Raw genomic sequence first — 25,759 nt, forward strand, 5'->3', positions numbered from 1 at the left:
TTCCCTCCCACTTCTGCGATGAACATGCCGTTTTTTTTGTAAAAATAAAGAAGCTTTTGCATTTATGGCTAGCAGACATAGATACGGCCAAATACTCTTGTAGAAAAGTGTTTTTCTTTTCGAATCGCTCACTATTCTTTAAAAACTTTCCCATTCTTTTGAAAAAGGTTCCGACACACTCTCTTATGAACTGCCCCATACCGGATAGACAGTATACCACCAGAGAACCATCGGAACCACATTTACACTTTGTAAATAAAAGGAAAAGTCAGCCATGCTGTTCTTCTTTGAACCTTACGTACAAGACATTTATGCAAAAATTCAAACCTGCTTCCTATTCACTTCATGCCTTCTTATGGGAAGCGCGGGAATTGTTTAAAGTCTGGTTTACGCTTTTCTTTAAAGGCGTCGCGGCCTTCTTTTGCCTCGTCTGTTGTATAGTAAAGCAGTGTCGCGTCACCGCCCATTTGCTGCAAGCCAGCTAATCCGTCAGTATCGGCATTAAATGAAGCTTTTAAGAAACGCAATGCTGTCGGTGACTTCTCTAACATTTCAGAACACCATTGAATCGTTTCCTCTTCCAACTTGTCTAAAGGTACGACTGTATTAACAAGCCCCATCTCTAATGCTTCTTGGGCATTGTATTGTCGGCATAGATACCAAATTTCACGAGCCTTCTTATGGCCGACAATACGCGCCAATAAGCCAGCTCCATAACCGGCATCAAAGCTTCCTACCTTTGGACCTGTTTGTCCGAAAATGGCATTGTCTGCGGCAATGGTTAAATCACATACAATATGTAATACATGCCCTCCGCCAATCGCATAACCTGACACCATGGCCACCACTGGCTTAGGGATTACGCGAATCAGCCGCTGTAAGTCTAATACATTTAAGCGTGGAATCTCATCTTCTCCCACATATCCGCCATGACCACGCACCTTCTGATCACCACCAGAACAAAATGCCTTATCTCCTGCACCTGCAAGTACGATAACACCTACTTTGGAATCATCTCGTGCATATGTAAAAGCCTCAATCAATTCATTAACTGTTTGCGGCCGAAAGGCATTACGCACCTCTGGACGATTAATCGTAATCTTGGCAATACCATTATATGTTTCATAAAGAATATCTTCATACGTGCGTTCTGTAACCCACTCTACTGTCATAAAAATTTCCTCCTTTGATTAATAAACTCCTCTACAATTGTACCAAAAAAATCAGATTGTTCCACATGAATTGCATGTCCTGCCTCTTTTACTTGGATCAATCGGCTATTTACCAGCAATTGATCCATTTGCTGATTGATTTGGACAAATTTCTGATCCTGCTCACCAACTACTAATACAATAGGCATCACCAAATCCGGCAAGCTCCCCCAGCAAGAAGACATTACACCTGTGCCCATTACTTCCAAGGAATGGGCCAATCCAGCTCGCGACTGTGATAATCGCTCAGCTCGAATAACTGCTTGTTTGTCTGCAGGTAGTTTTTTCTGCGCGCTAAAAAGCGGAATATTTTCCCAATAATCGACAAATGCTTCAATTGGATGTTCCCTAATAAATTGGGCCAATTGCTGATCCTGTTTTTGTCTTTGCTGCCGTGCCTCGTGTTCCATTATTCCTGGTGAAGCACTTTCTAACAGCAGGGATTGAACATGGTCAGGAAATAAGCTTGCCAATGTTAAGGCGGTTCTTCCTCCCAAGGAGTACCCCACTAAATGAAACGACTTCACACCTAGTTTTGCCAGAACTTGCTGGATATCCTGACAGCATTGACGAAGGGAAGCTGTCTTTGCCTTTGTTTTACCATGTCCAGGCAAATCAATCAAGATCAATTGATGATCTGGCAACAGCTTTCGAAATGGGTACCAAGTGGCAACCGTCCCAGTGAATCCATGCAAAAAGACAACTGCTTCTCCTTTACCATAAGATTCGACCCAATAATGATTAATATACATCAGGTTCACCCTTGATTTTATGGTGTACAAGCTTTTCGATCTGCTGCCATTTCACCTGATGCCATTGGACATTTTCATCACGATTAGTGACCACCTCAATTAAAGATACGCCCTCTGTTCGATAGCTTTTGGCTAGTACCTTATTTAATTGCGGCCAGTCATGTGGTTGGACATACGGCAGATCATACAACCGTGCGGCATGCTCCATATCGATTTGCTGCGGTGTACCAAATAGTTGTTCATAGTGCACTGTTTTTTGCTTTGCTTGTGGTAAAAAAGAAAAAATACCTCCACCATTATTATTGATCAGGACAATCGTGACATTCAACAGGTATCGTTTGGTTAACAACAAACCATTCATACTGTGCAGGAACGAGATATCCCCAATTAATAAAGTCACCCTTTTTCCAGTGGTGGCCATGCCCAGTGCTGTTGAGACTACTCCATCAATACCATTGGCTCCTCGATTAGCATGAATAGCAATTCGTTTATCTGAATTAAACCAGAACGTATCAATATCACGTATCGGCATACTATTGCCGGCAAATAAACTGCTATCGGCAGGGATTTGATCCGCTATCGCCTGAACAACCGTTCCTTCAGTTAATTCTTCTTGATGATCCGCCAATACTTCTTTCGTCAAGAGGTTTAGCTGCTGCCAAAAGGACAGCCATCCATTATCCATCCTCTCTGCTGCCTCCGTTAATTGTTTAGCGATATCTACTGGATTGCCTTGAAGGTAACTAGCTGGCATAACCGCTGGATTTCGATAACTAAAGACTTCATCAATAATAAGCTGCTCGATCGTTTGTTCTTGTAACAATTGAAGAATCGCCTTGGAAACAGGCATCGCCCCGAAGCGAATCACCAAGTCAATCGATACCTCTTGTCTTACTTGCGGTCGTTTCAGTATACTGTCATAGCTGTCTATCACCACATTACTGCTTGTTTCCAGCCGCGCTAATGACAAGGGGTCGGCAAAAACAGGGATATGCCATGTTTCTGCTAATTCAATGACTGCTTCCGCTAATCCATCATAAGAATGAGGGCCAATAACGATAACTGGTGATTCTTTTTCCGTCATTTTTTCTTTTATTCTCAATAAAGTTTGGCTATCTAATTGTGTATGGGCAGATGGAAAACGTTCAATGCTTGTTTCTGTGTATCCCCAAATATCTGGCTGTTGAAAGTCAGGAATAAGTGGTTCCCGAAATGGAAAATTAAGATGGACTGGGCCTGCTACTGCATCTTGTGCTGTTTGCACCGCTCGATCGGCATGATTTCTTGCATATTGCCGCATCACAGTGGTCGATTCGGGTAAAGCCATTTCATGAAACCATTTGACATAACTGCCAAAGAGCTTGATTTGATCAATTGCCTGTGCTGCTCCGACATCACGCAGTTCATGCGGACGATCCGCAGTCAATACAATTAACGGCACTCTTTGCTGAGCCGCTTCAATAACTGCTGGAAAATAATTAGCAGCAGCGGTTCCTGATGAACAGATAAGCACCACAGGCCGTTTGGTTTCCTTGGCAATTCCCAAAGCAAAGTAAGCAGCCGACCGTTCATCAATATCTACCCATAACTGAAAGTGACTATAGGCTGCAAATGTTAAGGAAAGTGGTGTCGAACGTGATCCCGGAGAAATCACAATATCCCGCACACCACTTTTATATAATTGATCTGTAAAATTGCCAATATAGGCAGTTAAAGCTGTTGTGCTACTCATAGCCAACCTCCCAAAGCGTCCAGCATCGGGGTAAACTTGATCGCTGTTTCTTGATACTCTCCATGTGGATCTGAATCACGCAGCACACCACACCCCGCAAATAGGGAGGCATGTGTATCATCTACCAATGCAGATCGGATAGCCACGGCAAATTCACCATTAAACCTACTGTCCATCCAGCCAATCGGTGCTCCATACCAGCCCCGTTCCATTTGTTCAAACTGACGGATAAACGCCAATGAGTTATGACGCGGGAAACCGCATAAAGCAGGTGTAGGGTGTAATTTTTCAATGATATCAACAATTGTATAATCTTCTTCTAAGACAGCTTTTACCGGCGTATATAAATGCTGTAGATTCTTCAAAGGATATAAGACAGGTTTATCTGGAATATTGACATACTTGGCAAAGGAATGAACCGATTTCCTGATCATATCCACAACAAATTGGTGCTCTTCTAAATTTTTCTTATCGTTTAATAGTTCTTCACCTAAATGGCGGTCTTCTCTTTTGGTTTTTCCACGTGGAGCTGTTCCTGCCAGACAAGTGGAATAGACATGATTATTATCCACCTTCACCAGCCGCTCCGGTGTCGCTCCTATGAAACAAGTCCGATCTTTTTCCCAGGCAAACACATAATTGTTATCTTGTACTTCTTTCAATGCAGCTATTATTTCCGCAATACTGCAGCTATGACTAAATTCCACCTGGAGTTCCCGAGCCAACACGACCTTATGCACGTGTTCCGCAGCGATTTCTTCAGTAGCTTTTTGAACCATTTCTTTCCATTGCTGAGGATCCACTTCATGTTGTAAGATAATTTGATTTTCCTTTGGCGGGAATTGTGTGCTTTGCAGTAACTGTTGTTTCTGTTCTGTTAATTGTTTCAACAGATCATCCAATTCACTATCGTGTGTCACCTGAGTTGTCGTTGTCACAAAATATTGCCCCTTCTCTATTGTCAATAAAAAAGTAGGTACAATTAATTGACTGCCAGCAAATTTAGCCCATAATTCTTTCGTCTGTTCTTCTGGATCAAATGGAAAACCGGCAAAAGCGATTGGTCCTGTTTTGACATTATCAAATGAGTTGACGATAAAACTGTTTTGTATCGCTTCAAGCCATTGTTTTTTGACAGCTTGATAGGAAGCTGCTTGATCTTGATAGTAAATAGCTTGACCAATTCCAACCAACTCCACCTGTTGATCTGCATTGGACCAAAAGATGCGGTCATTACTGAATTCACTGCCTGCATGGAAAAAAACAATCGGATCAATTGGTTCTATCTGCTCCGTCACACTTACAAAGGCAGGTACAGATTGTTGGATAGCTTGTTTTTGTGCAGACTGCAGCACATCATCTATATTTTTTTCTTGAATTTCAATCATTGCGAACCCTCCAATATAATAGGGCAATTTCTTATAAAGACCTCCATCCGAGAGAAGATCTAGGATGGGTAACAAAACTTTTCATGATATTTAACGTCTGTATGCCTCTATAGCCCCTTTGATCTTCTTTCTCTGTTAACGCGAGGGCATATAGACGATTAGCATCGTGATATATGCTAATTATTATAGGGGTTGTTCAGTTGTGAACTATTATTTTTTCCCGTCATTATATAGTATATCAAAAAATCCTCGATCAAAGGGCAATTTCTGCTTATATAAGATACACAAGTCTTTTCCAAGGGTAAAATCCCATTGATGACGATAATTCAAACAGGTTCGTAACAATCGTTTGACACACTATCAAGTATTCACTAAACTAGTAATGTTACGGTATATTTAATACATTAAGTGCGTGTTCAAAAAGGCAGATAAAAAGGACCGTCATTGGTTAAGTTCGCAACATCGTGTTGCAACTCCGATACTAGCACATCGTGTACGTCGAAAGTTCGAGGCAGCGTAGCTTTGAGTAGCGGACTTGCACAGGAAGTGTTGACTTCTGCGTTACCCACACGATGTGAGTGATCTTAGTAGAAGTTCCTCTATTGCCAACCTAGACATTCGATGTGTCACTTGTAGCGAACTTTTTGAACATCCTCATTAAGGAGATAAAATATCATGGAAATAAATTCTTCCGCAAACCATCTTAATGAAAAACCAGGCTTCCATGTTTGGTGGAGATTGCTGCGGCCACATACATTAACAGCTTCTTTTATTCCAGTGTTTGTTGGCACTATGCTGGCTATCTTAGATAACCATTTTCAGCCGCTGCTATTTGTAGCCATGCTGCTCGCCTCCATGCTAATTCAAGCCGCTACCAATATGTTTAATGAGTATTATGATTATAAGCGCGGCCTAGATAATGAGCAGTCAGTTGGAATCGGCGGAACTATTGTACGAGATGGTGTCCAGCCCGTTGTAGTCAAGCGTTTGGCATTTATTTTTTTTGGCATTGCTATATTAATAGGGGTTTATATTTGTATGGAATCAAGTTGGTGGATTGCTGTCATTGGCTTGGTTTGTATGTTAATTGGTTATTTATACACAGGAGGACCGCTGCCGATAGCTTACACTCCATTTGGTGAATTATTTTCAGGACTATTGATGGGAACCGTCATTATTGCAATCAGCTATTATATTCAATCTGCTACTGTTACTTGGCAAATCATATTTATTTCCATCCCTATTGCGGTCCTGATTGGTTGTATTTTATTAGCTAACAATATTCGTGACTTAGATGGAGATAAAGAGAATGGACGCAAGACTATAGCTATTTTGCTCGGCAGAAACAAGGCAATTTTTTTGTTATCAAGCCTGATGTTAATCAGTTTCAGTTTAACTGTAGCTTTTATCTATAGTGGCTTATTGCCTTTGTACAGCATGATCAGCTTACTCAGTATCTTCAAAGCACGGGAAGCCGTACGCACCTTCCATGCCAATACGACCAATGTAGGCATGATTCCAGCAATGGTAGCCGTTGCTAAAACTAATACCATCTATGGATTACTTATCGGTATTTCATTGCTTTTACAAATTATATATCCTTTATAGTGCGAGATGAGAGGAGCTGAGCTAATTGACAAACACACTGATGTCTACTTTAGGAATGACGGTCACTGTCCAATCCCCTGAACAAACCGTCGTAGAGATGTTGGTTACGGACAAGGTGAAACAGCCGATGGGATTTCTTCATGGCGGGGCAACGACAGCTTTAGCAGAAACAGCTGCCAGCCTTGGTGGTATGCAGCATGTCGACAGTACCAAACAATCCATTGTTGGCATTGAAATTAATTGTAATCATCTCCGCAGTAAAAAGGACGGTAAAATTATCGCTGTCGCTCATCCTATTCATGTCGGCAGAACAACAATGGTATTTCAAGTTGATATTAAAGACGAGATGGACAAGCTGGTTGCAAGTTCCCGCTGTACATTGGGAATCATCACCACTACAAAAAAAAATCGAGCATAATCTGCTCGATTTTTTTATGTCTTCTTTATCCATTTTTCTAATTTCAAAAAAATAAGTAAGAATATTAGTCCTACGACAATCCCTTTTATTAGGTTGAATGGTAAAATTCCAATTAATACCGTATTTAATTTAACGGCCTGCGGCATTGTTTCCCATCCCATGAACCAGCTATAGGCGGGAATAAATAAGAAGTAGTTCCCAACGGCCATACTAACAGCTAATAACAACGTACCGAATAACAAGCCATAGAGCACACTGCGCTTGGTCTTGTATTTCATATACATAAAACCAACAGGTACAACAAAGAAAACACCTGCAATAAAGTTGGCTACCACGCCAATAGGGTCGGAAACCGCCGTTATCAGCAAGTAGAGCAGGTTTTTAATCCCTACAACGATAATCCCTGCCACAGGAGAAAAGACAACACCAGCTATCAATGCTGGAATATCACTAATATCTATTCGTAAATAAGGCGGAATAAATGGGATTGGTAATGGAAAACTTAAAAACATTAATAGTACAGCTATCGTCCCCATAATTGATAAAACAATCAAACGATATAGATTCCCTGAACGTGTGGAAGATGGTTTCAATTACAGCTCCCTCCTTTTATTGGACTTGTTGAGCAACCGCTATAAAGTCCTCTTATATAGTAGTTTTATCTCAGTCAGTTGTCAATCCTTCTTATCATGGAGGCGCAATTCCTCACAACCATCTGGTCAGCGCTGCATCAGAATAATTCAAGTGGATTCAGACTTTCTTTTCCTGTCATCGATACAATCAGATTGGTTAATAGATCAATTTCTTCTTGTATATCCTTGATACTCACCGTTTCAACTGGTGAGTGCATATACCGCAGCGGCAAGGATACTAAGCTGATTGGTACGCCCTTACCCGTTAAACGCATCCGATCGGCATCTGTTCCAGTTTGTCTTGGAGTAAGCTCATATTGAATATCAATAGCCATTTTTTGTGCTGTGTTCTCCAACATTTTATTTAATGGCCTATTGATTGGTGCACCTTTGGCAAGAACAGGCCCTCCGTCTAAACGAACATCACCATATTTGTTTCGATCCACAGTTGGATAGTCGGTTGCAAAGGTAACATCTAATGCCAAGGCGGCATCGGGATTTAATCCTGCCGCAGCAAAATAAGCTCCGCCCATATTGGTTTCCTCATTGACGGTACTAACACCATATACCCCAATTTGGATATCACGCTGATGGAGTTGTCGCATTACTTCTGCGACAATAAAAGCCCCTGTTCGATTATCTAATCCCCTGCCGGATAAGTATCGATCCATCAACAGTTCAGATTCTCGACGATAGATTACCAAATCACCAATCTGCACTTTGTCAGCTAGTTCTGCTTTATTCTTAGCTCCACAATCAATAAATAAATCCCCTATATCAAAGTCATCTTTCATACCGCCATGATGCTGGGCATTTACACCAATCACACCGGGTACAGATTGCTCCTCTCCCAAAATCTTGACTTTCATTCCAATTGCAGCTTTTAGGTTAATTCCCCCCATTTTATCCACATAGACAAAGCCTGATTCATCGATACGATTCACTACAAAGGCTACTTCATCACAATGTCCAGCTAGCAATAAACGGAAAGGGGCTTGTTCATTTTTCACAGCAATCACATTACCAGCGTGGTCTGTTCTGATCTCATCCACATACGGCTTCACGTAATCGATCCATTTTCGTTGAATATTCATCTCCAGACTTGATGGAGATGGAGTATGTAGTAACGATTGTAAAAATTGCAAACTTTCCTTTTTCATGGTCAATTCCTCCAGTTAAAATGGTTCATATAATTGCATTAGGTAAGTAATTTAATTAGCATAAGACAGTTCGCCTCTGAGCAAGCTGTTAGGAATATTATAGCAGAGACCTCACCAGAACAAAATAGGCTGCCCCATCTCCTTGCACTGCTTTCAATTGTAAATAAGTATACCAAGCGGAAAACAATCCCTACTTGGTATCTTTTATTAAACATTATATAGATTTCTTCACCATAGTCTCGGTATCAAATTTACAAACGAAAGACTCTCTTATCTAGGATGGTACAAGTGGATATATTTTATTCTTTGCTCAGCCATTTTGCTTATCATTCCTAGTTTGTCATTTGTCAGCACCATAGAACGTTTGCCTTCACACGCTTATGCGACCAGTTTAAGTCCGACTACCGAGCCTAAAACCATGGCTATAAAAATCATTCTTCTCCAGTCTTTTGATTCACCATAAAATATCATGCCAACCAGTGCCCCGCCGACAACACCAATTCCCGTCCAAATGGCATAGCCTGTTCCCATCGGGATAAACTGTAAGGCATAACTGAGTAACGCAAGACTTGAACCAAATCCTAAAATAAGCAGGAGAACTGTTTGCCAATCACGTTTGACAGAAAGTTGATTTATCATTGCAACGCCAAATGTCTCCAATAATCCAGCCACAATCAAAATAAACCAAGCCATCAGGACTCCACTCCTTTCTCTGTCTTCTCAGGCGTAACTAATTTTAGCCCAATAACTCCGATCAATAATGTGGTTATTAAAATGATCTTTTCCCATTTAAAAGCCTCGCCGAAGAAAAATAGACCAGCAATGACAGTACCTGCTGTACCTAACCCCACAAAAACGGCGTAGACTGTTCCAGCTGGAAGTACTTGTGCTGCCGTAATCATTAAATAATTGCTAACGATAATAGCGGTAATCGTTCCAACCCATGTCCAAAAATCATAAGCATGTGTTAAACCAATTACCCAAAAAATCTCCAAAAAAGCGGCCACAAACACTTTAAGCCAATTACGATTCACTAAAAACACCTCTCCATTCATTTTATCAGAAATAAAAAAAGCCTAAGAGAACACTGTTAAACAGTATCTCCCGGGCTTTTATCCCTCCGTGTCACAGCTAATGCTATGGGTTTTCTCTCGGACCAGTCCAACACCTTGCTGCGGAACCCTAGAAAACATTGAGTTGGTTTATTTCAATTATTATTGTACCTAAAAAGACGATAATTTTCTACTATGATACAAGTCTTTAATAAACAATTCGGCAAATTCTTGATTTAAAAGTACAAACCCTTTCATTAACTAGAGTGAAAAGATTTCGGTTTTTCTTTTTTAAAAGATAACGATCAGTAAAGTGACCCGCCTCAAACATATTTAATAGACTGTTTTTTTAATGAAATAGTTCTAGATTTTTGCACAATTTATATGAACAGCTAATCAATCGTTTTCTCTACTAGCCTCAACTTTTGTTCGGCTTGTTCAATGTAAACTTTAGGGATATCACCATCCTTTTCAACTGGCGTCTGAAATTGATTGAAGGAGGCTTGCAGTACACCACTGTCCGCTGTCTGATCGACATCGTCCTGATACCGGTGTGTAAGTACAAATGGACTACCTAATTGCACGACTGCCTCAGGCTGTTCTACCTCCCCATTTACAGTTTCAAAAGGAATCCTTAGAAAATGGTAGCCATCTTGATTGGCTAATTTGCAATCAAAATAACCTTGCTGATAATCCCAGTTCCCAGCCAGCACAAAACCTTGTTCCTCAAGAAAATCCTTGATGGCTTGATAATTATAAGTTTGATTCGTTAATGTTGAATTTAATGCATACACTATTATCACCCCTTTGTTATAGGGTTTCCTGATCTTGACAAGACATACCTGTAGACACAAAAAAGGCTCCCTAAGTATCATGACTCAGGAAGCCTTGTGTTTCATTATAAACGTTTTTCTAGTTGTTCTTTCTCTGCTTCAAATCCTGGCTTGCCTAATAAGGCGAACATGTTTTTCTTGTAGGCTTCTACACCAGGCTGATCAAATGGATTAACACCTAACAGGTAACCACTGATTGCACATGCCTTTTCAAAGAAGTAAGCGACATAACCGAATGTGAAAGCATCTAATTTAGGCAGGTGAACGAGTAAATTAGGAACCTGTCCATCTGTATGTGCCAATAGTGTTCCTTGGAAAGCCTTTTGATTAACGAAATCAATTGTTTCTCCCGCTAAATAATTTAAACCGTCTAAGTCTTGATCTTCTTTTTCAATGGTAATGTTTGATTTTGGTTCCTCTACATGAAGCACTGTTTCAAACAAATCACGACGTCCTTCTTGTACATACTGTCCCAGAGAGTGTAAGTCTGTCGAGAAGTTCGCAGAAGATGGGTAGATTCCTTTAAAGTCTTTTCCTTCACTTTCACCGAATAACTGTTTCCACCATTCAGCAAAATATTGCAAGGATGGCTCATAGTTAATTAACATTTCAATCGTTTTACCTTTGTTGTAGAGAACATTACGCACAGCTGCATATTGATAAGCAGGATTTTTATCTAAGTCTGCCTCATTTAATTCTTCCTGCGCTTTTTGCGCTCCTCGCATCATCGCTTCAATATCAATACCGCTTGCTGCAATTGGCAATAGCCCTACTGCAGTTAATACAGAGTAACGCCCACCCACATCATCAGGAATGACAAAGCTTTCATAGCCTTCTTCGGTTGCTAATGTTTTTAAGGCACCTTTCGCCTTATCTGTTGTAGCATAGATGCGTTTTCTCGCTTCTTCTACACCATATTTTTCTTCTAAGAACTTGCGGAAGATTCGGAAAGCAATTGCTGGTTCGGTTGTTGTACCACTCTTTGAAATAACATTGACAGAGACGTCTTTTCCTTCTAATAAATCAAATAAATCATTAATATAAGGTGCACTAATACTGTTACCTACAAAGAATACTTGTGGTGCTTGACGCTGATCTTTTGACAGTTCATTATAGAACGAATGATTTAACATCTCTAGGGCAGCGCGTGCACCTAAATAGGATCCGCCGATTCCGATTACTAACAGTACATCAGAGTCTGACTTGATTTTCTCTGCTGCCTTTTGGATACGGCTAAATTCCTCTTTGTCATAATCAGTTGGTAGATCTACCCAACCTAAAAAGTCATTACCTGCACCTGTTTTGTTATGTACCATTTCATGTGCTAATTTTACTGGTTCCTTGAGATAAGCTAGTTCATGCTCACCAAAGAAAGTTAATGCCTTTGTATAATCAAAGCGTACATGAGTCATAGTGATGTGAACCTCCATTAATAATTATTTTTTCTAATATAAATGTAACGAAAACTGCCTATTAAATCAAGCATTCTTACTGAATATTTGATTTTTTTTTGGAAATATACCGGTTTTAATCAGCGAAAATTTGTAATACTGTATCACTTATAGTATATTTTCAAAATCAGCATGCCCTGACCCCTAAAAATGCTGATCGGCCTTTTTTGTGGATTCTTTTTTGGGGAATGTCATATTAAAGGCTTACCACGAGAAGAAATAAAGGTTAATATAGAAACACTATGATTTTTTTGATAGAAACAAACAAGTCCAACATCATACCCATCCAAAGGATAGAGACAATGTTGGACTTGCTATTCGTGTGCTTTCAAAAAAGTTCGATTATTATGGTAATCTACTTGGCTTCTTCAATCCATTCTTTTAGTTTATTTTTTAACGTAGCAAAGCCGTGCGTTCCTTTTTTATCAGCAATTGCGCTCTCTTTCTTATCTTTTAAAATTTGGCCTTCGATAGCTCGAATAGATAATGCCATCTTATGATCTTCCGGATTAATTTCAATAATTTTCACCTTGACCTTATCCCCTTCTGTCACATGATCTGTAATATCTTTTACAAATCCGTTCGTCACCTCAGATATATGAATTAATCCCTGTGTTTCTTCGTTAATGGTCACAAATGCCCCATAAGGCTGTACTCCTGTTACTACGCCTTCCACCGTGTCCCCTACTTTGTATTTATCGGACATCGCCTCCACTCCTTTCCTTTATTTTAACCAAGTAATCTATCTGCTAGACAACAAGTTATATTACCACATTCATTGATTAAATAGCAAAAGTCTAAGTTGGTATGCTGCATTTTTCAGCTAAAATACTGTGTGTTCTGTCAAATCAATATATTCTTAATGTAATCATAAAAAGTTAGTGTAATAATTGCAAATAATGTGAAAGTGACCAGACAATCACTGGTTTTTTTAATTTTTTTTAAAAAAATAGGGAAAGTAGGTTTAAAGGTTGGAAAAAGCGGGCATTCTATGTATATGAAAGACTTTCTCGTATTCCCCTAAGATGGCAAAGCGTTTAACGCTTTGCTCTTTTTTTGTTTTAATCCCTTGATAAGACTTTTGGCGTGACAAATGGTATGATTAAATACCAAGAGAAGAATTACTACAAGTGAGGAGTGTAGCACGAATGAATTATTCCTTTGAAAATACAGTAGAAAGAAGAAATACACGAGCAGCGAAATGGGATTTAGTAAAAACATTGTATGGGGCAGAAGACGTGCTGCCTATGTGGGTAGCAGATATGGATTTTGAAGTGCCTCCTGCCGTAAAACAAGCCCTTATCAAAAGAGCCGAGCACGGTGTTTTCGGTTATACTTTTACCGATCCGGATCTTGATCAAACGGTTATCGACTGGCTGGCGTATAAGCATGGGTGGCAAGTAAAGAAACAACATTTGCTGTATAGTCCAGGGGTCATCACCTCGCTACATATGGCGATACAGACATTCACCAATGAAAAAGATAAGGTATTGATCCAAACGCCGGTATATCCGCCGTTTTATAATATTATCCAAAGTCATAACCGTACATTAGTCACTAACAAATTATCTTTAATAGATCAGCGTTATCAGATTGATTTTGATGATTTTGAACAGCAATTACAGCAAGGAGTTAAGGCGTTTATCTTATGTAATCCGCATAATCCAGTTGGCAGGGTATGGACTAGAGAAGAACTGGAGAAAATGATTGAATTATGTAAGCAGTACAATGTATTGGTTTTATCAGATGAAATTCATGCCGATCTTGTCTTACAGCCACATCATCATATTCCAGCTGCTACGATTGACGAAGAGATGCAGGATCATATAATTACTTGTATGTCGCCAACCAAAACCTTTAACTTAGCTGGATTACAAGCTTCGTTTGTTGTCGTAAGCGATAAACAGAAACGAACAGCATTGGAAAACATGTTTAATATCCAAGGCGTTAATCACTTGAATACGATGGGAATTACAGCCTTAGACGCCGCCTACTCAGATGGTAAGGAATGGCTGGAGGCCTTGATGATACAATTGCAGAAGAATATTAATTATGTACAAGAAGCCTTTCAAGATCATCCAGAAGTTACCGCCTTTCGTCCAGAAGGAACTTATCTAATTTGGCTTGATTTCCGCAAGCTTGATCTTACGCAAGACCAGCTAAAAGAATTCCTTCAAAAGGAGGCAAAAGTCGGATTAAATGACGGAGCGTCTTTTGGTGAGGAAGGAACAGGTTTTATGAGAATGAATATAGCCTGTCCATTATCTGTTGTACAAGAAGGGGTTTCACGTATCCTGCAAGCCCTAACTTCCAGACAAAATTAGACCATTACAAAAGAGTGAGCAACCATACTCACTCTTCTTTCTTTTCCTCGTCGTCGTTTGTTTCGGTTGGATCGGTAGGCTCCTCTTTGTCCTGATCAGCCATCGAGATCACACCGCAAGCAATCCGGTCACCGGAATTGCCACCTGGCTGGGTTACACCATCATCCTCATTTTCATGAATAATAATTGATGTCCCATCTTCTCTTAAAAGGGAATTATTCCCTTCCATTAGTGTAGCCCCTGGCAATTCAAGCTCTACATCAACCGTCCCATCGGAGTCAGCTTCTAAATTAGGCATATCTCCTAAATGAGCACCATCAGGGTGCATTAATCCATGTTCTTTTCCTTCTGGATTAAAATGATTACCTGCAGACTCAAAATCTGGTCCTTCACACTTGGCATATTCATGGATATGGACACCATGAAATCCTGGTGTCAATCCCTCCGCCTTAATATGCACGCTAACTTTGTCCTCTAATTCATTAAAGGTTGCCGTACCAATCGCATCTTTATCTGTATTAAATAAACGCGTTTCAATCGGAGAACGCTCCTGATCCTGACAAGCGACTAATAAGGACAAAGCAAGCACGGATAAAACTAATTTCACTGGTTATCGCCTCTCTTCTATCATCCATTAGTCAGTATGGACAATTGGAAGAGATTTTAATCATTTATCATGTATATCCTGGTATTTTTGTTCAAATTCGCGCTGTTCTTTTTTGGCTGCTTTTTTTATTAAATACATCGTCAAAACAGCTCCAGCAGCAAAAATAATTAAACTAATAACAGAAGGAATATATAAGGATTTATCTTCCGGGAAGTAAAGAAATTCCATCATGTTCTATCACGATCCTTTTTCTACATAATATATCACTATCCTCATTGTAACATAAAATAATTGCTTACTCTCCCATTGTTTATTAAGAAATGATGACCTTTTCGTTCTCTAAAATAAAAAAAGACCGTTACCATTAAGAAAACGATAACGATCCCTTAAGAAAGACAGAGCATTTATTTCCCTAAATGCTCTGCGATCGTTTCGGCAATCCCTTCTAATGCCTGGTCTTCATCATTGCCATCCACAGTAATGCGTACCTCTGCCCCTTGCGGCACACCAAGAGACATAACTCCCATTATTGATTTTAAATTGACAGTCTTTCCATTATAGTGTAATTCAATATGGGATTCATACTGACCTGCTTTATTGACAAGTAATGTTGCCGGCCTAGCATGAATTCCAGTTTCACTTAAAATGGAAAAAGATTGTTCTCTCATCGTTTAAATTCCTCCTCATCGGTTCAAGATAACGCTTTCGCTATTGACCTATCTATATTATATACGATAAAACTATAATTAGAAACCCAAAACTTAACACTCACATTACAAGTACAGAAACGACTTGTCATGGTTATACCACACTTGAAATAACAATGGTTTTTGATAGTATATATCTGTCCATATTTCAGTCAGTTGAACCGTTGATTAAATAATTTAATATCTATGAGGTGTTGACATGCAATTAAATGACTTTATGTACAAACATTACCTCCATTTAGAGCTTAAACCACCTTTGTTTTATAATTGGGATATTGGGATCCGTTTTGCCCTTGGTATAGAGTGGGAAAGAGAACACGATTATCCAAACAATCCTTATGTATTGGGGTGTTATAAAAGAGCGATTACTTTATTTGAATCCTTACACGCTCCAGCAGAAGATATATTTGTTGTGGTCGATGTTCATGATTTTGATCAAGGAAAAAAACTGAAACATCAGTTAAAGAATTTTCACCCTTATGTTAAGAAATCCTTATTGTTTCAATTGAAGCATCAAACATTACCTTATATTTTCCCAGAAGATGACGCAAAAGGTACATATCAAACACACAGATTTACTTTGAAATGCCAGACATCCGATTTTAAATATGCCCCATTGTTAAAAGCGATTTGCAATCAAGATTTGGGTTTAAAACCTAGTATGTCCCATAGAGTATACTTCATAAATATCAATAGACAAACGATCTTTCACATTTATGATGACAGAGGTTGTGATTTGTTGGCAACTTCACTTGCTGCCATAAGCGACGTCTACCATAAACATAATGACTGGATTTTAGATTATGACAGACCTGAGATTAATAAATTATTTCAATAAACAAGTATAGAGATTCGTCCTAAAATGACCTTGCACGTCGCTATCAATCCTCCCATCTAATTTTAATGATGAAAGTAAAAAACCTTGCATGAGAGCTTGCCTCTAACAAAAGAATTCGGTTACTATTTGTAATTGCTTAAGCTTTATGATACGTTTTATTTACCAAAATAACGCTGAACAAGCAATGATTGAAGGAGGGGCTAAATCATGAGTGTACACATTGGAGCAAAACAAGGTGAAATTGCAGATACTATTTTACTGCCTGGCGATCCGTTACGCGCAAAATATATTGCTGAGAATTTTTTAGACAATATTTTTTGCTATAACGAAGTTCGCGGTATGTATGGCTACACAGGAACATACAAGGGAAAAGACATTTCTGTACAAGGTACAGGCATGGGTGTGCCTTCTATCTCCATTTATGTCAATGAATTAATTCAAAGCTATGATGTGAAGAAACTCATTCGTGTTGGGACCTGTGGTGCCGTTAAAAGAGATGTAAAGGTACGAGATGTTATTCTTGCCAGTACTTCTTCCACAGATTCACAAATGAATCGAATGGTATTCGGAGGGATTGATTATGCGCCTACCGCCTCTTTTGATTTATTGAAAAAGGCATATGAAGCAGGAGAACGTAAAGGCCTGTCTTTAAGAGTAGGAAATGTCTTTACAAGTGATAGCTTCTACCGTGATAATATGAAGGAATTGCTAGCATTGTTAGATCAATATAATGTACTAGCCATTGAAATGGAAAGCACAGCCTTGTATACTTTAGCGGCTAAGTATGACCGCCAAGCATTGTCTGTATTAACCGTATCTGATCATATTGTTACAGGGGAAGAAACTAGTGCCGAAGAGCGGCAAACGACCTTCCATGATATGATGGAGGTATCGCTAGAAGCAGCGATTCAATCCTAGCCACTCTCTATTGGTGAACCAATCAACCTGAACCACGTATTGACTGGATTTGATCGTTTTTCTTATACTTGATGATAGAATTTTACTAACGTACCAAAAAAAGCTATGTTATAATAAAGCTATTATTTTAAAGAGGTTGTTTAAAGGAAACTTCCATCATTGACGTTCATCCGAATTGATGGCCAGAACCGTGATAAACGACTAATAGTTTCTAAGTATATGGAAGGATGTTTTGGAATTGGAGCTTTTCGCAAATTTCCCCCTTTGGGCTGCCTTGATTGCGATTGTCTTTGCACAAACGGTTAAAGTTCCGTTGCATTTTATTGCAACAAAGGAATTCAAACCAAGTTTAGCATTTAGTACTGGTGGCATGCCCAGTAGCCATTCTGCAGCTGTAACTGCTGTGTCCACGGGAATTGGCATTGAACATGGGGTTTCTTCTGGACTATTTGCTGTATCATGCGTATTAGCCGTAATCATTATGTTCGATGCAACAGGAATTCGCCGCCAAGCTGGTGAACAAGCTATTTTACTAAATACACTGGTGAAGGATTTCCATCGTTTTGTCTCTGAGGCGAAAGACTGGGCGCAAAAAGGTGAATATGAAAAACAAAAAGAGTTAAAAGAATTGTTAGGGCATCAGCCTATCGAGGTATTCTTCGGCGGCTTAACCGGTATCGCTCTGGCCTTCTTGTTATATCCACTCTTTTAGAGGTCGTTCAAAAAGTCCGATAAAAATGACACGGCGAATTTCTGCGTTGGCTTGCTTTTCCGCTACTCACGTATTAAGAGCATACGCTCCGTTCCTTGGAAAAGAAAAAACTTTTCCTCCGTGCTAGACCGTCTCCTTGAAAAGGAAGGTCGCTTTTTCTGCGTGCAAGATCGTCTGCTCAAAGACTGCGCCGCCTTGAACTTTCGACGCACACGATGTGCTAGTATCGGTGTTGCAACAGGACGTTGCGAACCTAACCGATGATGGTCCTTTTTATCGACCTTTTTGAACACGCACTTTTAATAAAAAAACGAGGACTACTTATCGTCTTCGTTTTTTTTATTGCTTTATTTGTCTTCGCCATCAACGGAAACCGGAATCACTTTGTCTTCCTGAATGTTATGAAAAACCTCTCCAGGTGTTAGATTGGTGATCATCGTAAAACTGGATAGGATAGCTCCTATCAGCAAAAGCAACAATAAACCATTTGCTAATAAACTTCGTAAACCCATAAAAAAAGATCACACCTTTTTAAGTGTCATCTTTTCCTTTTCTATCCAAAATATACTTGTGGATTCTTTAAAACATTTGATATCCGCTTTTTCGCAGGAATCGTATCACGAAGCCAGCTGTGATGGTACCTACAAATCCCGATAGCAGAATAACCATATCCTGAATGCTTAATGTCACTAACTCCTTACCTAATGTTGAAAAGGCATAACCAGGATCAGTAAAGTAGGTGGAAAAGGGAAATGTATCAACAATCAATAGTACGACTATAGGAAACACGAAGGCCATCAGCCATGTTTGCCGTAGAATCATATTGAGAATAAAGCTAATACCGAAAAACATTACAAAGAATAATAACACCATAATAAATAATTGTATCATATGTATACCTCTCTCACTTCAATGCAGTCACTCCTACTATTGTATAATGTCTATCAGATTCGTGCAATACTGTTCAACTTTTTGTAAAGAATATCTTGGATTATTTAGAAAAAGCCTCAACAAGCTACCACATATGTTACCAAAGTTGATTGTTTAAAAAATCTATCATTTTCTGCTTTTCTATTCCACGAGATTTTTTCTCCTGCTAAAAGTTATTCTAAAACCTAAACAAACACCATCAATTGTCAGTTCATGTCTAACAATTGACGGTGTTTTTCACTTTTATCAAAAGCTTCTTTATTCGGCTATAATATCATCTAATCGGCTGGTATCTACCAAACCATTTAAGTCTGGTTTTTGATCCATAAACTGTAGTTCATAAGACGCATCAGCCCATGCTTGTAAGGCATCAGCATGTGTATCTAAACGTGACATTCATTCGCTCCCAGCCTTTTTCTAATACTGTTTCCGGAAGAGTAGTCTGTGTCAAGTTAAAAATAGTATCATTTTACAGCTGTTAGTGTTTCATCTGTATTTTCCTGGGCAAATTCTACAGCAGCCTTATGTCCACGCAGTACTTGATCAACGATTTCTGATGATTGTCAACAAATTTATTGGTAGTAACAAGAACCACACTTGGTAATGTTTTTCCTAAAAAACATCATCCCATTCTGTAATCACATGTGCATTTAGTTCTTCTACAAGATAAGTTCCCCATGGTTCTGGAGCTGCGGCAGCCTCAATTTGACCTTGTTCAAACATGCTAATCATGCTAGCCGGTGCGACACGCGATTGATGTTCTACCGTACTCTCCTATCATCCGACCTGGTCTGGTCCCCATTAAGATAATCCGATCTGAAAGTAAATTAGCTCACGGATATTATGCGTGGCAAAGAGGACCGTTTTTCGGGTGGTTGCCAAATATATTCGATTTCTTTATGGAGATTAGAACGAGTTTGCTCAGCTAATGCCCCAAAAGGTTCGTCCATTAATAAAATCTCTGGATTCATCGCAATAGCACGGGCAATAGCCACTCGCTGTTTCATTCCCCCTAATAGTTCATGGGGATAAGAATCAAGAAATTTGCTTAAATGAACTAGTTTTAAATGATCAATTGCTTTTTGCTTAACCTCTTCTTTACCGATCGATTTTCTGCTTTTTCAATGCAAATACGACATTATCTAACACGGTCATCCACGGCATCAACGCAGCCTCCTGAAAAACTACGCCCCAATCTGATCAGGTGAATCGATGGCAGTATGATCTACCTTTATTTCTTCCTCTGTCGCTGATTCCAACCTAGCAACAATATTCAGTAAGATTGATTTTCCGCAACCAGACGGACCTAATAAGGAAACAAATTCACCAGTTGTTACATTTATATTGATCTTTTCAAAAACAGTATAGCTTGTTTTAATAATTTATAATCCTCATCACTTTACTCGAAAAATGGAATAAACGTGCAAAAGCAAGACTTAATTAAAAATAGCGCTTTCTCTTTCTCCATCATTATGTATAATGATTACAATCAAGAACAAGCAGAGGATAGTTCCCCTGCTCTTTTGTTAGATTATTTTGATGTAAAAATATTAAATTTACCTTTTTTCAAAACTAAGCCTAAGCCGCCGACTTTCAATAGGGCACGGTTATCGATGACTTTCTTCATTACGGTTGCAGTCCATCCGTAAATCTGCTTGCCATTAAAGATAGAACCCATTGCATCATTTTCACCTAAGGAACAAACGGTTCCGCGATTGATAAATTCAAACGGGTGCAGTTCACCGCCTTTAACTAAGGCTACAAGGTTATGCGCACAAGTTTCCGCTTCCTGCATTGCGATTTGAGCAGTTGGCGGGAATGGACGGTCGATTGCTTTGTTCCAAATTAAAGCACAATCTCCAACCACAAATACATCTGGGTGAGATGGTGCACGCAATTCAGGCGTTACTTCTACTTTCCCACGGTTATCCTCTATATCTGACTCTTCCACTAAATGGTTGGCACGCACTCCGGCAGCCCAAACCGTAGTCATAGTAGGGATTTCTTCTTTTTTACCGTTTTGTTCCACGGTAATTCCATCAGCACGAACCTCTTTCAAAAAGGCACCTAGCTTAAATTCGACTCCGCGTCCTTCTAAAGAGTTCATCGCATACTCAATCAATGCAGGATCAAATCCAGGCATAATCGTTTCCATTGCTTCTACCACAATGATGCGTACTTTGCTGCGATCAATGTCAAATTCTTCACAAAGTTCTGGTACACGGTTGGCTAATTCTCCTACAAATTCGATACCAGTAAAGCCGCCGCCGCCGACAACAATGTTTAAGCGTTCCTGTTTAGGTTCTGCTTCATTGTTATACTGAGCAAATTGATACTCTAAGTGCTCACGGATTAATCTGGCTTTGTTTGTGCTGCCGATAGTAAGGGCATTCTCTAATAATCCAGGGATACCAAATGTAGCTGCCTCGAATCCTAACGCTACTACTAGATAATCATAATCTAATTCGCCGTTTTCCAATTCGACTTTTTTCTCATTCGCTTTGATAGCAGTTACCGTATCCTGTACAAAATTAACCTTCGCCGAATTAATCACATCGGTTATTTTGAAACGACCCTTATCAGGAGCAATTGTTCCTGCCGCTACTTCATGTAACCAAGTAGACTCATAGTGATAATCATTCTTGTTAACAAGTGTTATCTGAGCGTCGTTTACCCCTAGTTGTTTTTGTAATTTTGCTACAGTAGTTAAACCCCCGTACCCTGCACCTAATACTACTATTTTTGGTTGACTCATCTTTCTCACATCCATCATCATAAAATTTTCTGAAACAATTCGTGATATTCTTCACGTAGAATCACCTAGTGATACATAACAAAAATATTAATTCATAATATATGTTAGTCTTTTTTCTGATAATTTTCAACCCTTGACATGAAAATATCTAAAAATAATCGTTGTATTGATATAAATTCTCAATTAGAGTGAAATAAAAATGACAGATTTGTTAGAATTGTGATAAAATAAGAAGCGTTGAGCGCATGTATTGACGAAACAATGAGCGGAACGTTAGCGCAATAACCAGTGGGAACATCAACGAAATACGTAACGACATTGTCAGCGCGATATCAGGCGCAGTATTAAGGGGGAAATTAACAAATGTCAAAAGAAGTTTATGATATTACTATTATTGGAGCAGGCCCAGTTGGTTTATTTACTGCTTTTTACGGTGGATTGCGACAATCTTCTGTCAAAATCATCGAAAGTTTACCACAAATTGGCGGTCAATTAAGTGCCCTATATCCAGAAAAATATATTTATGATATAGCAGGTTTTCCCAAGATCAGAGCACAAGAATTAGTTGATAATTTAAAAGCACAGACCGATCTATTCCAACCGGAAATTGTCTTGAATCAATCGGTGGAAGAAGTCGAACGCATCGATGCGGAAACATTTCGAATTACTACTTCCACAGAAGAACATTATTCCAAAGTAATCATTATCACTGGTGGTAACGGGGCTTTCCAACCTCGAAAACTAACAATCGATCAAGCGGAAGATTATGAAGACAAGAATCTTCATTATTTCGTAGATACAATGGAGAAATTTCGGGATCAGCGTGTCGTGTTATTTGGCGGAGGTGACTCTGCGGTTGACTGGGCATTAATGCTTGAACCTATTGCGAAGGAAGTTTCCTTAGTACATCGCCGTGATTCCTTTAGGGCTCATGAAGCAAGTGTTGATAATTTGATGAAGTCGAATGTTCAATTACTAACTCCATATGTACCTGAGAATTTGATTGGCGAAGAAGTAGTCGAACAAGTTCGCTTGAAAGAAGTGAAAGGTGATAAAGAAATTATCCTTGATGTCGATCACGTCCTCGTTAATTATGGTTTTATTTCTTCTTTAGGACCAATCAAAAACTGGGGGCTTGAAATAGATAAGAATAGTATTGTTGTTAACTCCAAAATGGAAACCAATATTCCAGGAATCTATGCTGCTGGGGATATCTGTACGTATCCTGGAAAAGTAAATCTAATTGCTGCCGGGTTTGGTGAAGGACCAACGGCCGTCAACAATGCCAAGGCATACATGGATCCGAAGGCAAGAATTCAGCCAAAACACTCAACCAGCATGTTTTAAAAAAAGCGCAGAGGGCTCGGAAGGGACTTGACTATTCTTCAACGAATAGTTATCCATAAGAAAAATTCTATAATTTCCAAAAAAAGCTAAGGAATCTGCCGAATTATTTGGAGAAATCCTTAGCTTTTTTATTATGTTCCTAGCAATTTCCGGGAGTACCCTCGCGTTCTTTTGCTTTGAATGAAGAGCCGCATCCGCAGGATACAATTGCATTCGGGTTATCGATTGTAAACCCTCCACCCATCATATTCTGTTTAAAATCTATCGTAGTCCCTTGGATTACATCAATATCAAATTTCTGGATCGTTAATGGAATATCATTTGATTCTTCGGTGTGGTCCAATTCTTCATTTACCTCATAATCAAATCCTAAAGAGTATGATAGCCCGCTACATCCCCCGCCTTTTACACCGAAGCGCAAACGCACATTATCTCTGTCCTCTTCCTTCATCATTTCTTGGATTTGATACTTCGCATTATCCGTTATATTAATAATCATTGAAAAAACTCCTTTTCCTGATTACTTCTGATTAATCATTTGTATATTAAGTATACAAATTGCTTATTATGAATTCAATTTTTTTGTTTTTCATTCCAGATAAATATACCTTCTGCTGTTGTTTCAGCTGCACCGCGCATCCAGACACGACCATCCTCAGCCCAAGTAATAAATAGGTCGCCGCCAGCTAGATGGACAGTAATTTCTTGCCCTTTGTTAACTTTCTGATTTAAAACAGCTGCAACGACAGCTGCACATGCGCCTGTACCACAAGCCTGAGTGACACCTGATCCCCTTTCCCAAACTCGAAAATGTAATTCTTGCTGATTAGCTTTTTCAACAAATTCGACGTTCACCCCTTCAGGGAAACGGGAATCTTTTTCAATAATCGGCCCCAGACTATGCAATGGTGCCTGATGGATATCATCAACAAAAAAGACACCATGCGGATTGCCCATTGATACTGTGGTTATCGTCAATTGTTGGTCATCTACCTCAAATGGTTCAGCAACCACGGTTTCACTGTCTTTACCTAACATAGGAATTGCAGATCGCTGTAGCATTGGTGCCCCCATATCTACTGTCACCTCAGAAACGAATTGGTTGTCACCATGTATCGCTGCCGTCACATTTCCAGCTTTTGTTTCTATAGTAAATTGTTTAGCATGAACAAGGTGGTGCTCATAAGCATATTTAGCCACACAACGTAATCCATTGCCGCAATTTTTTCCTTCTGAACCGTCTTTATTAAAGATACGCATTCCGACATCTGCCTGATCAGTTGGATGGATTAAGATCAGCCCATCAGAACCTATCCCTGTATCTTTGTTAGCCACAGCAATTGCCAAATTTGACAACTGCTCTTCCTGCAAGTTAATCTCAAACATATTAAGAAATATATAACTATTGCCAAGCCCATGCATTTTTGTAAATGGTATATCCATTGCTATCTTACCTTCTTCCATCATGTACTTTTTTATTATAATTGGTCGATTAATTCATTATCGATATAATCATTTATATTCTGAAGCAGCTCCTCTGGCGTTTCTGCTTTTATCGGCTGGCTGTTTACGATAGCCACATGATACTTGCGGCAAATACCGCAATAACTGGTACAGCCATACTCAACCACATCTACATCCGGATCTTTTAGTAATTGTTGCCGGACACTTTCTGTACCTCGTGCTAAATTCTTCACACAGAAACCTATTCTTATCCTGATCATTATCATATCACACCTTTAACGGAACAAGCGTTAATTTTGTCTTTACCCTATTTTTAACACACTTTGATTTACAAATAAATAAATAAAGGCTAAAATAATATAGAGAATATATAGTAATGTAATCAAACCAGATTTATTAATCAAGTGAGACTTGATGAAAACAAATGCGGCTAATACCTTACCACATTTGTTTCCAGTGTATGGAAAGGAGACTTTATAAAATATGGATCACCAAACTGAACAAGTTCAGGAAGTTTTAAATAAATTACGTCCCTTCCTATTACGTGATGGTGGAGACGTTGAATTAGTCGATGTAGAAGACGGTATTGTGCGTCTTCGACTAATGGGCGCTTGCGGAAATTGCCCAAGCTCTACCATTACCTTAAAAGCAGGAATTGAACGTGCTTTAATGGCAGAGGTGCCTGGTGTAACAGAAATTGAACAAGTATTTTAAAGAAAGCGGAATTTTCTCCGTTAGTAAGGCCCCCACCATACAGGTGGGTTTTTTTGTGCCAAGCAACATGTTACGTCAGTAAATTCATTCTTATGAATTGGGAGGATGATTCTTTTTCTTCTGTCCATCGAATGGCTCTCATGGACTCAGAAATAACTTTTTCTCTTCTTCTGTCCATAAGATTCCCTCATGGGGAATGCCCATGT

At 39.2% G+C, this 25,759-nt stretch carries 29 protein-coding genes, 1 pseudogene and 1 riboswitch; of the genes and pseudogenes, 8 read left to right on the top strand and 22 right to left on the bottom strand.

Translation table 11 applies throughout. From position 1 onward, the window contains the following. Window positions 1-353: 353 nt before the first annotated feature. The 4 genes from menB to JOD18_RS04390 are packed head-to-tail and all read right to left on the bottom strand — an operon-like array spanning window position 354 to window position 5,083. Window positions 354-1,172 (bottom strand): 1,4-dihydroxy-2-naphthoyl-CoA synthase, encoded by an 819-nt coding sequence (menB, locus tag JOD18_RS04375; protein WP_204667728.1) that lies wholly within the window; start codon window positions 1,170-1,172, stop codon window positions 354-356. After that, on the bottom strand, window positions 1,169-1,963 hold the full coding sequence (gene menH, locus JOD18_RS04380; RefSeq protein WP_204667729.1) for a 2-succinyl-6-hydroxy-2,4-cyclohexadiene-1-carboxylate synthase: 795 nt from the start codon (window positions 1,961-1,963) through the stop codon (window positions 1,169-1,171). The genes menB and menH overlap by 4 nt, the downstream gene beginning before the upstream one ends. After that, window positions 1,953-3,695: a 2-succinyl-5-enolpyruvyl-6-hydroxy-3-cyclohexene-1-carboxylic-acid synthase gene (menD, locus tag JOD18_RS04385; protein ID WP_204667730.1), complete on the bottom strand. Its 1,743-nt coding sequence runs from the start codon at window positions 3,693-3,695 to the stop codon at window positions 1,953-1,955. Before menD ends, menH begins: the two co-directional genes overlap by 11 nt. Further along, on the bottom strand, window positions 3,692-5,083 hold the full coding sequence (locus tag JOD18_RS04390) for an isochorismate synthase (protein WP_204667731.1): 1,392 nt from the start codon (window positions 5,081-5,083) through the stop codon (window positions 3,692-3,694). The genes menD and JOD18_RS04390 overlap by 4 nt, the downstream gene beginning before the upstream one ends. A 675-nt stretch (window positions 5,084-5,758) precedes the next feature. Between JOD18_RS04390 and JOD18_RS04395 the strand changes: the two genes are divergently transcribed. Continuing rightward, complete coding sequence (locus JOD18_RS04395) at window positions 5,759-6,691, top strand: 1,4-dihydroxy-2-naphthoate polyprenyltransferase (protein ID WP_204667732.1); 933 nt, start codon at window positions 5,759-5,761, stop codon at window positions 6,689-6,691. A gap of 40 nt (window positions 6,692-6,731) precedes the next feature. Next, the gene (locus JOD18_RS04400; RefSeq protein ID WP_204667893.1) at window positions 6,732-7,109 is read left to right on the top strand and encodes a hotdog fold thioesterase; all 378 of its coding nucleotides are present in this window, start codon (window positions 6,732-6,734) and stop codon (window positions 7,107-7,109) included. Window positions 7,110-7,123: 14 nt separating this feature from the next. Here JOD18_RS04400 and JOD18_RS04405 read toward each other — a convergent pair whose 3' ends face one another. From JOD18_RS04405 to JOD18_RS04435, 7 genes are all read right to left on the bottom strand, one after another. Beyond that, on the bottom strand, window positions 7,124-7,702 hold the full coding sequence (locus JOD18_RS04405) for an ECF transporter S component (protein WP_204667733.1): 579 nt from the start codon (window positions 7,700-7,702) through the stop codon (window positions 7,124-7,126). Window positions 7,703-7,839: 137 nt separating this feature from the next. After that, the gene (locus JOD18_RS04410) at window positions 7,840-8,901 is read right to left on the bottom strand and encodes a M20/M25/M40 family metallo-hydrolase (RefSeq protein ID WP_204667734.1); all 1,062 of its coding nucleotides are present in this window, start codon (window positions 8,899-8,901) and stop codon (window positions 7,840-7,842) included. Window positions 8,902-9,279: 378 nt separating this feature from the next. Beyond that, window positions 9,280-9,594, bottom strand: a complete 315-nt coding sequence (locus JOD18_RS04415; RefSeq protein ID WP_204667735.1) for a DMT family transporter — start codon at window positions 9,592-9,594, stop codon at window positions 9,280-9,282. Next, window positions 9,594-9,935 (bottom strand): DMT family transporter, encoded by a 342-nt coding sequence (locus tag JOD18_RS04420; RefSeq protein WP_338029487.1) that lies wholly within the window; start codon window positions 9,933-9,935, stop codon window positions 9,594-9,596. The genes JOD18_RS04415 and JOD18_RS04420 overlap by 1 nt, the downstream gene beginning before the upstream one ends. A 65-nt stretch (window positions 9,936-10,000) precedes the next feature. Further along, window positions 10,001-10,098: riboswitch (guanidine-I (ykkC/yxkD leader) on the bottom strand. A gap of 247 nt (window positions 10,099-10,345) precedes the next feature. Then, on the bottom strand, window positions 10,346-10,747 hold the full coding sequence (locus JOD18_RS04425) for a YugN family protein (RefSeq protein WP_204667737.1): 402 nt from the start codon (window positions 10,745-10,747) through the stop codon (window positions 10,346-10,348). A gap of 104 nt (window positions 10,748-10,851) precedes the next feature. Then, the gene (locus JOD18_RS04430) at window positions 10,852-12,198 is read right to left on the bottom strand and encodes a glucose-6-phosphate isomerase (RefSeq protein ID WP_204667738.1); all 1,347 of its coding nucleotides are present in this window, start codon (window positions 12,196-12,198) and stop codon (window positions 10,852-10,854) included. A gap of 394 nt (window positions 12,199-12,592) precedes the next feature. Continuing rightward, window positions 12,593-12,943 (bottom strand): CvfD/Ygs/GSP13 family RNA-binding post-transcriptional regulator, encoded by a 351-nt coding sequence (locus JOD18_RS04435; RefSeq protein WP_204667739.1) that lies wholly within the window; start codon window positions 12,941-12,943, stop codon window positions 12,593-12,595. Window positions 12,944-13,385: 442 nt separating this feature from the next. Here JOD18_RS04435 and JOD18_RS04440 point away from each other — a divergent pair, with 442 nt between their 5' ends. Continuing rightward, window positions 13,386-14,561: a MalY/PatB family protein gene (locus JOD18_RS04440; RefSeq protein WP_204667740.1), complete on the top strand. Its 1,176-nt coding sequence runs from the start codon at window positions 13,386-13,388 to the stop codon at window positions 14,559-14,561. A 28-nt stretch (window positions 14,562-14,589) separates the two neighbouring features. Here the strand turns inward: JOD18_RS04440 and JOD18_RS04445 are convergent, their stop codons facing one another. The 3 genes from JOD18_RS04445 to JOD18_RS04455 form a co-directional block, all read right to left on the bottom strand. Further along, a complete protein-coding gene (locus JOD18_RS04445; protein WP_204667741.1) occupies window positions 14,590-15,168 on the bottom strand; it encodes a superoxide dismutase family protein in 579 nt (192 codons plus the stop codon). Between the two features lie 60 nt (window positions 15,169-15,228). Beyond that, window positions 15,229-15,399, bottom strand: coding sequence for a hypothetical protein (locus JOD18_RS04450; RefSeq protein ID WP_204667742.1), 171 nt, complete (start codon window positions 15,397-15,399; stop codon window positions 15,229-15,231). 173 nt (window positions 15,400-15,572) lie between these two features. Continuing rightward, window positions 15,573-15,836: a phosphocarrier protein HPr gene (locus JOD18_RS04455; RefSeq protein WP_204667743.1), complete on the bottom strand. Its 264-nt coding sequence runs from the start codon at window positions 15,834-15,836 to the stop codon at window positions 15,573-15,575. 238 nt (window positions 15,837-16,074) lie between these two features. On the opposite strand from JOD18_RS04455, the gene JOD18_RS04460 reads away from it, so the two are divergent. The 3 genes from JOD18_RS04460 to JOD18_RS04470 all read left to right on the top strand — a co-directional run bounded on the left by JOD18_RS04460 (window position 16,075) and on the right by JOD18_RS04470 (window position 18,343). Then, window positions 16,075-16,713, top strand: a complete 639-nt coding sequence (locus JOD18_RS04460; RefSeq protein WP_204667744.1) for a DUF3885 domain-containing protein — start codon at window positions 16,075-16,077, stop codon at window positions 16,711-16,713. 207 nt (window positions 16,714-16,920) lie between these two features. Beyond that, on the top strand, window positions 16,921-17,631 hold the full coding sequence (deoD, locus tag JOD18_RS04465) for a purine-nucleoside phosphorylase (protein ID WP_204667745.1): 711 nt from the start codon (window positions 16,921-16,923) through the stop codon (window positions 17,629-17,631). A gap of 238 nt (window positions 17,632-17,869) precedes the next feature. After that, complete coding sequence (locus JOD18_RS04470) at window positions 17,870-18,343, top strand: divergent PAP2 family protein (protein ID WP_204667746.1); 474 nt, start codon at window positions 17,870-17,872, stop codon at window positions 18,341-18,343. Window positions 18,344-18,690: 347 nt separating this feature from the next. On the opposite strand, the gene JOD18_RS04475 is transcribed toward JOD18_RS04470, so the two are convergent. The 5 genes and pseudogenes from JOD18_RS04475 to JOD18_RS04495 form a co-directional block, all read right to left on the bottom strand. After that, window positions 18,691-18,855, bottom strand: coding sequence for a hypothetical protein (locus tag JOD18_RS04475; protein ID WP_204667747.1), 165 nt, complete (start codon window positions 18,853-18,855; stop codon window positions 18,691-18,693). Between the two features lie 67 nt (window positions 18,856-18,922). Then, window positions 18,923-19,234, bottom strand: coding sequence for a YuiB family protein (locus JOD18_RS04480; protein ID WP_204667748.1), 312 nt, complete (start codon window positions 19,232-19,234; stop codon window positions 18,923-18,925). A 297-nt stretch (window positions 19,235-19,531) separates the two neighbouring features. Continuing rightward, the gene (locus tag JOD18_RS04485; protein ID WP_204667749.1) at window positions 19,532-19,669 is read right to left on the bottom strand and encodes a hypothetical protein; all 138 of its coding nucleotides are present in this window, start codon (window positions 19,667-19,669) and stop codon (window positions 19,532-19,534) included. A 431-nt stretch (window positions 19,670-20,100) separates the two neighbouring features. Then, window positions 20,101-20,655, bottom strand: a pseudogene (locus JOD18_RS04490) (ATP-binding cassette domain-containing protein). A gap of 149 nt (window positions 20,656-20,804) precedes the next feature. Continuing rightward, the gene (locus tag JOD18_RS04495; protein ID WP_204667750.1) at window positions 20,805-22,028 is read right to left on the bottom strand and encodes an NAD(P)/FAD-dependent oxidoreductase; all 1,224 of its coding nucleotides are present in this window, start codon (window positions 22,026-22,028) and stop codon (window positions 20,805-20,807) included. A gap of 363 nt (window positions 22,029-22,391) precedes the next feature. On the opposite strand from JOD18_RS04495, the gene JOD18_RS04500 reads away from it, so the two are divergent. After that, on the top strand, window positions 22,392-23,375 hold the full coding sequence (locus JOD18_RS04500) for an NAD(P)/FAD-dependent oxidoreductase (RefSeq protein WP_204667751.1): 984 nt from the start codon (window positions 22,392-22,394) through the stop codon (window positions 23,373-23,375). Between the two features lie 139 nt (window positions 23,376-23,514). Here JOD18_RS04500 and JOD18_RS04505 read toward each other — a convergent pair whose 3' ends face one another. From JOD18_RS04505 to JOD18_RS04515, 3 genes are all read right to left on the bottom strand, one after another. Continuing rightward, window positions 23,515-23,874, bottom strand: coding sequence for a HesB/IscA family protein (locus JOD18_RS04505; protein WP_204667752.1), 360 nt, complete (start codon window positions 23,872-23,874; stop codon window positions 23,515-23,517). Window positions 23,875-23,948: 74 nt separating this feature from the next. Beyond that, window positions 23,949-24,818, bottom strand: coding sequence for a diaminopimelate epimerase (dapF, locus tag JOD18_RS04510; RefSeq protein ID WP_204667753.1), 870 nt, complete (start codon window positions 24,816-24,818; stop codon window positions 23,949-23,951). Between the two features lie 35 nt (window positions 24,819-24,853). Next, the gene (locus tag JOD18_RS04515) at window positions 24,854-25,099 is read right to left on the bottom strand and encodes a DUF1450 domain-containing protein (protein ID WP_204667754.1); all 246 of its coding nucleotides are present in this window, start codon (window positions 25,097-25,099) and stop codon (window positions 24,854-24,856) included. 223 nt (window positions 25,100-25,322) lie between these two features. Between JOD18_RS04515 and JOD18_RS04520 the strand changes: the two genes are divergently transcribed. Beyond that, window positions 25,323-25,553, top strand: coding sequence for a NifU family protein (locus JOD18_RS04520; protein ID WP_204667755.1), 231 nt, complete (start codon window positions 25,323-25,325; stop codon window positions 25,551-25,553). Window positions 25,554-25,759 lie beyond the last annotated feature (206 nt).

It is taken from the genome of Gracilibacillus alcaliphilus (genome assembly GCF_016909015.1).
GTDB classification, from domain to species: domain Bacteria; phylum Bacillota; class Bacilli; order Bacillales; family Amphibacillaceae; genus Gracilibacillus; species Gracilibacillus alcaliphilus.

What these genes read in the sequence shown, in the direction of transcription:
- JOD18_RS04500 (WP_204667751.1), top strand. Translation starts at nt 22,392, where the DNA reads ATGTCAAAAGAAGTTTATGATATTACTATTATTGGAGCAGGCCCAGTT.
- JOD18_RS04460 (WP_204667744.1), top strand. Translation starts at nt 16,075, where the DNA reads ATGCAATTAAATGACTTTATGTACAAACATTACCTCCATTTAGAGCTT.
- JOD18_RS04400 (WP_204667893.1), top strand. Translation starts at nt 6,732, where the DNA reads ATGTCTACTTTAGGAATGACGGTCACTGTCCAATCCCCTGAACAAACC.
- JOD18_RS04450 (WP_204667742.1), bottom strand. Translation starts at nt 15,399, where the DNA reads ATGATGGAATTTCTTTACTTCCCGGAAGATAAATCCTTATATATTCCT.
- JOD18_RS04440 (WP_204667740.1), top strand. Translation starts at nt 13,386, where the DNA reads ATGAATTATTCCTTTGAAAATACAGTAGAAAGAAGAAATACACGAGCA.
- deoD (WP_204667745.1), top strand. Translation starts at nt 16,921, where the DNA reads ATGAGTGTACACATTGGAGCAAAACAAGGTGAAATTGCAGATACTATT.
- JOD18_RS04415 (WP_204667735.1), bottom strand. Translation starts at nt 9,594, where the DNA reads ATGGCTTGGTTTATTTTGATTGTGGCTGGATTATTGGAGACATTTGGC.
- JOD18_RS04520 (WP_204667755.1), top strand. Translation starts at nt 25,323, where the DNA reads ATGGATCACCAAACTGAACAAGTTCAGGAAGTTTTAAATAAATTACGT.
- menD (WP_204667730.1), bottom strand. Translation starts at nt 3,695, where the DNA reads ATGAGTAGCACAACAGCTTTAACTGCCTATATTGGCAATTTTACAGAT.
- JOD18_RS04435 (WP_204667739.1), bottom strand. Translation starts at nt 12,943, where the DNA reads ATGTCCGATAAATACAAAGTAGGGGACACGGTGGAAGGCGTAGTAACA.
- JOD18_RS04395 (WP_204667732.1), top strand. Translation starts at nt 5,759, where the DNA reads ATGGAAATAAATTCTTCCGCAAACCATCTTAATGAAAAACCAGGCTTC.
- JOD18_RS04475 (WP_204667747.1), bottom strand. Translation starts at nt 18,855, where the DNA reads ATGGGTTTACGAAGTTTATTAGCAAATGGTTTATTGTTGCTTTTGCTG.
- menB (WP_204667728.1), bottom strand. Translation starts at nt 1,172, where the DNA reads ATGACAGTAGAGTGGGTTACAGAACGCACGTATGAAGATATTCTTTAT.
- JOD18_RS04480 (WP_204667748.1), bottom strand. Translation starts at nt 19,234, where the DNA reads ATGATACAATTATTTATTATGGTGTTATTATTCTTTGTAATGTTTTTC.
- JOD18_RS04515 (WP_204667754.1), bottom strand. Translation starts at nt 25,099, where the DNA reads ATGATCAGGATAAGAATAGGTTTCTGTGTGAAGAATTTAGCACGAGGT.
- menH (WP_204667729.1), bottom strand. Translation starts at nt 1,963, where the DNA reads ATGTATATTAATCATTATTGGGTCGAATCTTATGGTAAAGGAGAAGCA.
- dapF (WP_204667753.1), bottom strand. Translation starts at nt 24,818, where the DNA reads ATGGATATACCATTTACAAAAATGCATGGGCTTGGCAATAGTTATATA.
- JOD18_RS04455 (WP_204667743.1), bottom strand. Translation starts at nt 15,836, where the DNA reads ATGAGAGAACAATCTTTTTCCATTTTAAGTGAAACTGGAATTCATGCT.
- JOD18_RS04495 (WP_204667750.1), bottom strand. Translation starts at nt 22,028, where the DNA reads ATGAGTCAACCAAAAATAGTAGTATTAGGTGCAGGGTACGGGGGTTTA.
- JOD18_RS04505 (WP_204667752.1), bottom strand. Translation starts at nt 23,874, where the DNA reads ATGATTATTAATATAACGGATAATGCGAAGTATCAAATCCAAGAAATG.
- JOD18_RS04410 (WP_204667734.1), bottom strand. Translation starts at nt 8,901, where the DNA reads ATGAAAAAGGAAAGTTTGCAATTTTTACAATCGTTACTACATACTCCA.
- JOD18_RS04430 (WP_204667738.1), bottom strand. Translation starts at nt 12,198, where the DNA reads ATGACTCATGTACGCTTTGATTATACAAAGGCATTAACTTTCTTTGGT.
- JOD18_RS04390 (WP_204667731.1), bottom strand. Translation starts at nt 5,083, where the DNA reads ATGATTGAAATTCAAGAAAAAAATATAGATGATGTGCTGCAGTCTGCA.
- JOD18_RS04485 (WP_204667749.1), bottom strand. Translation starts at nt 19,669, where the DNA reads ATGTCACGTTTAGATACACATGCTGATGCCTTACAAGCATGGGCTGAT.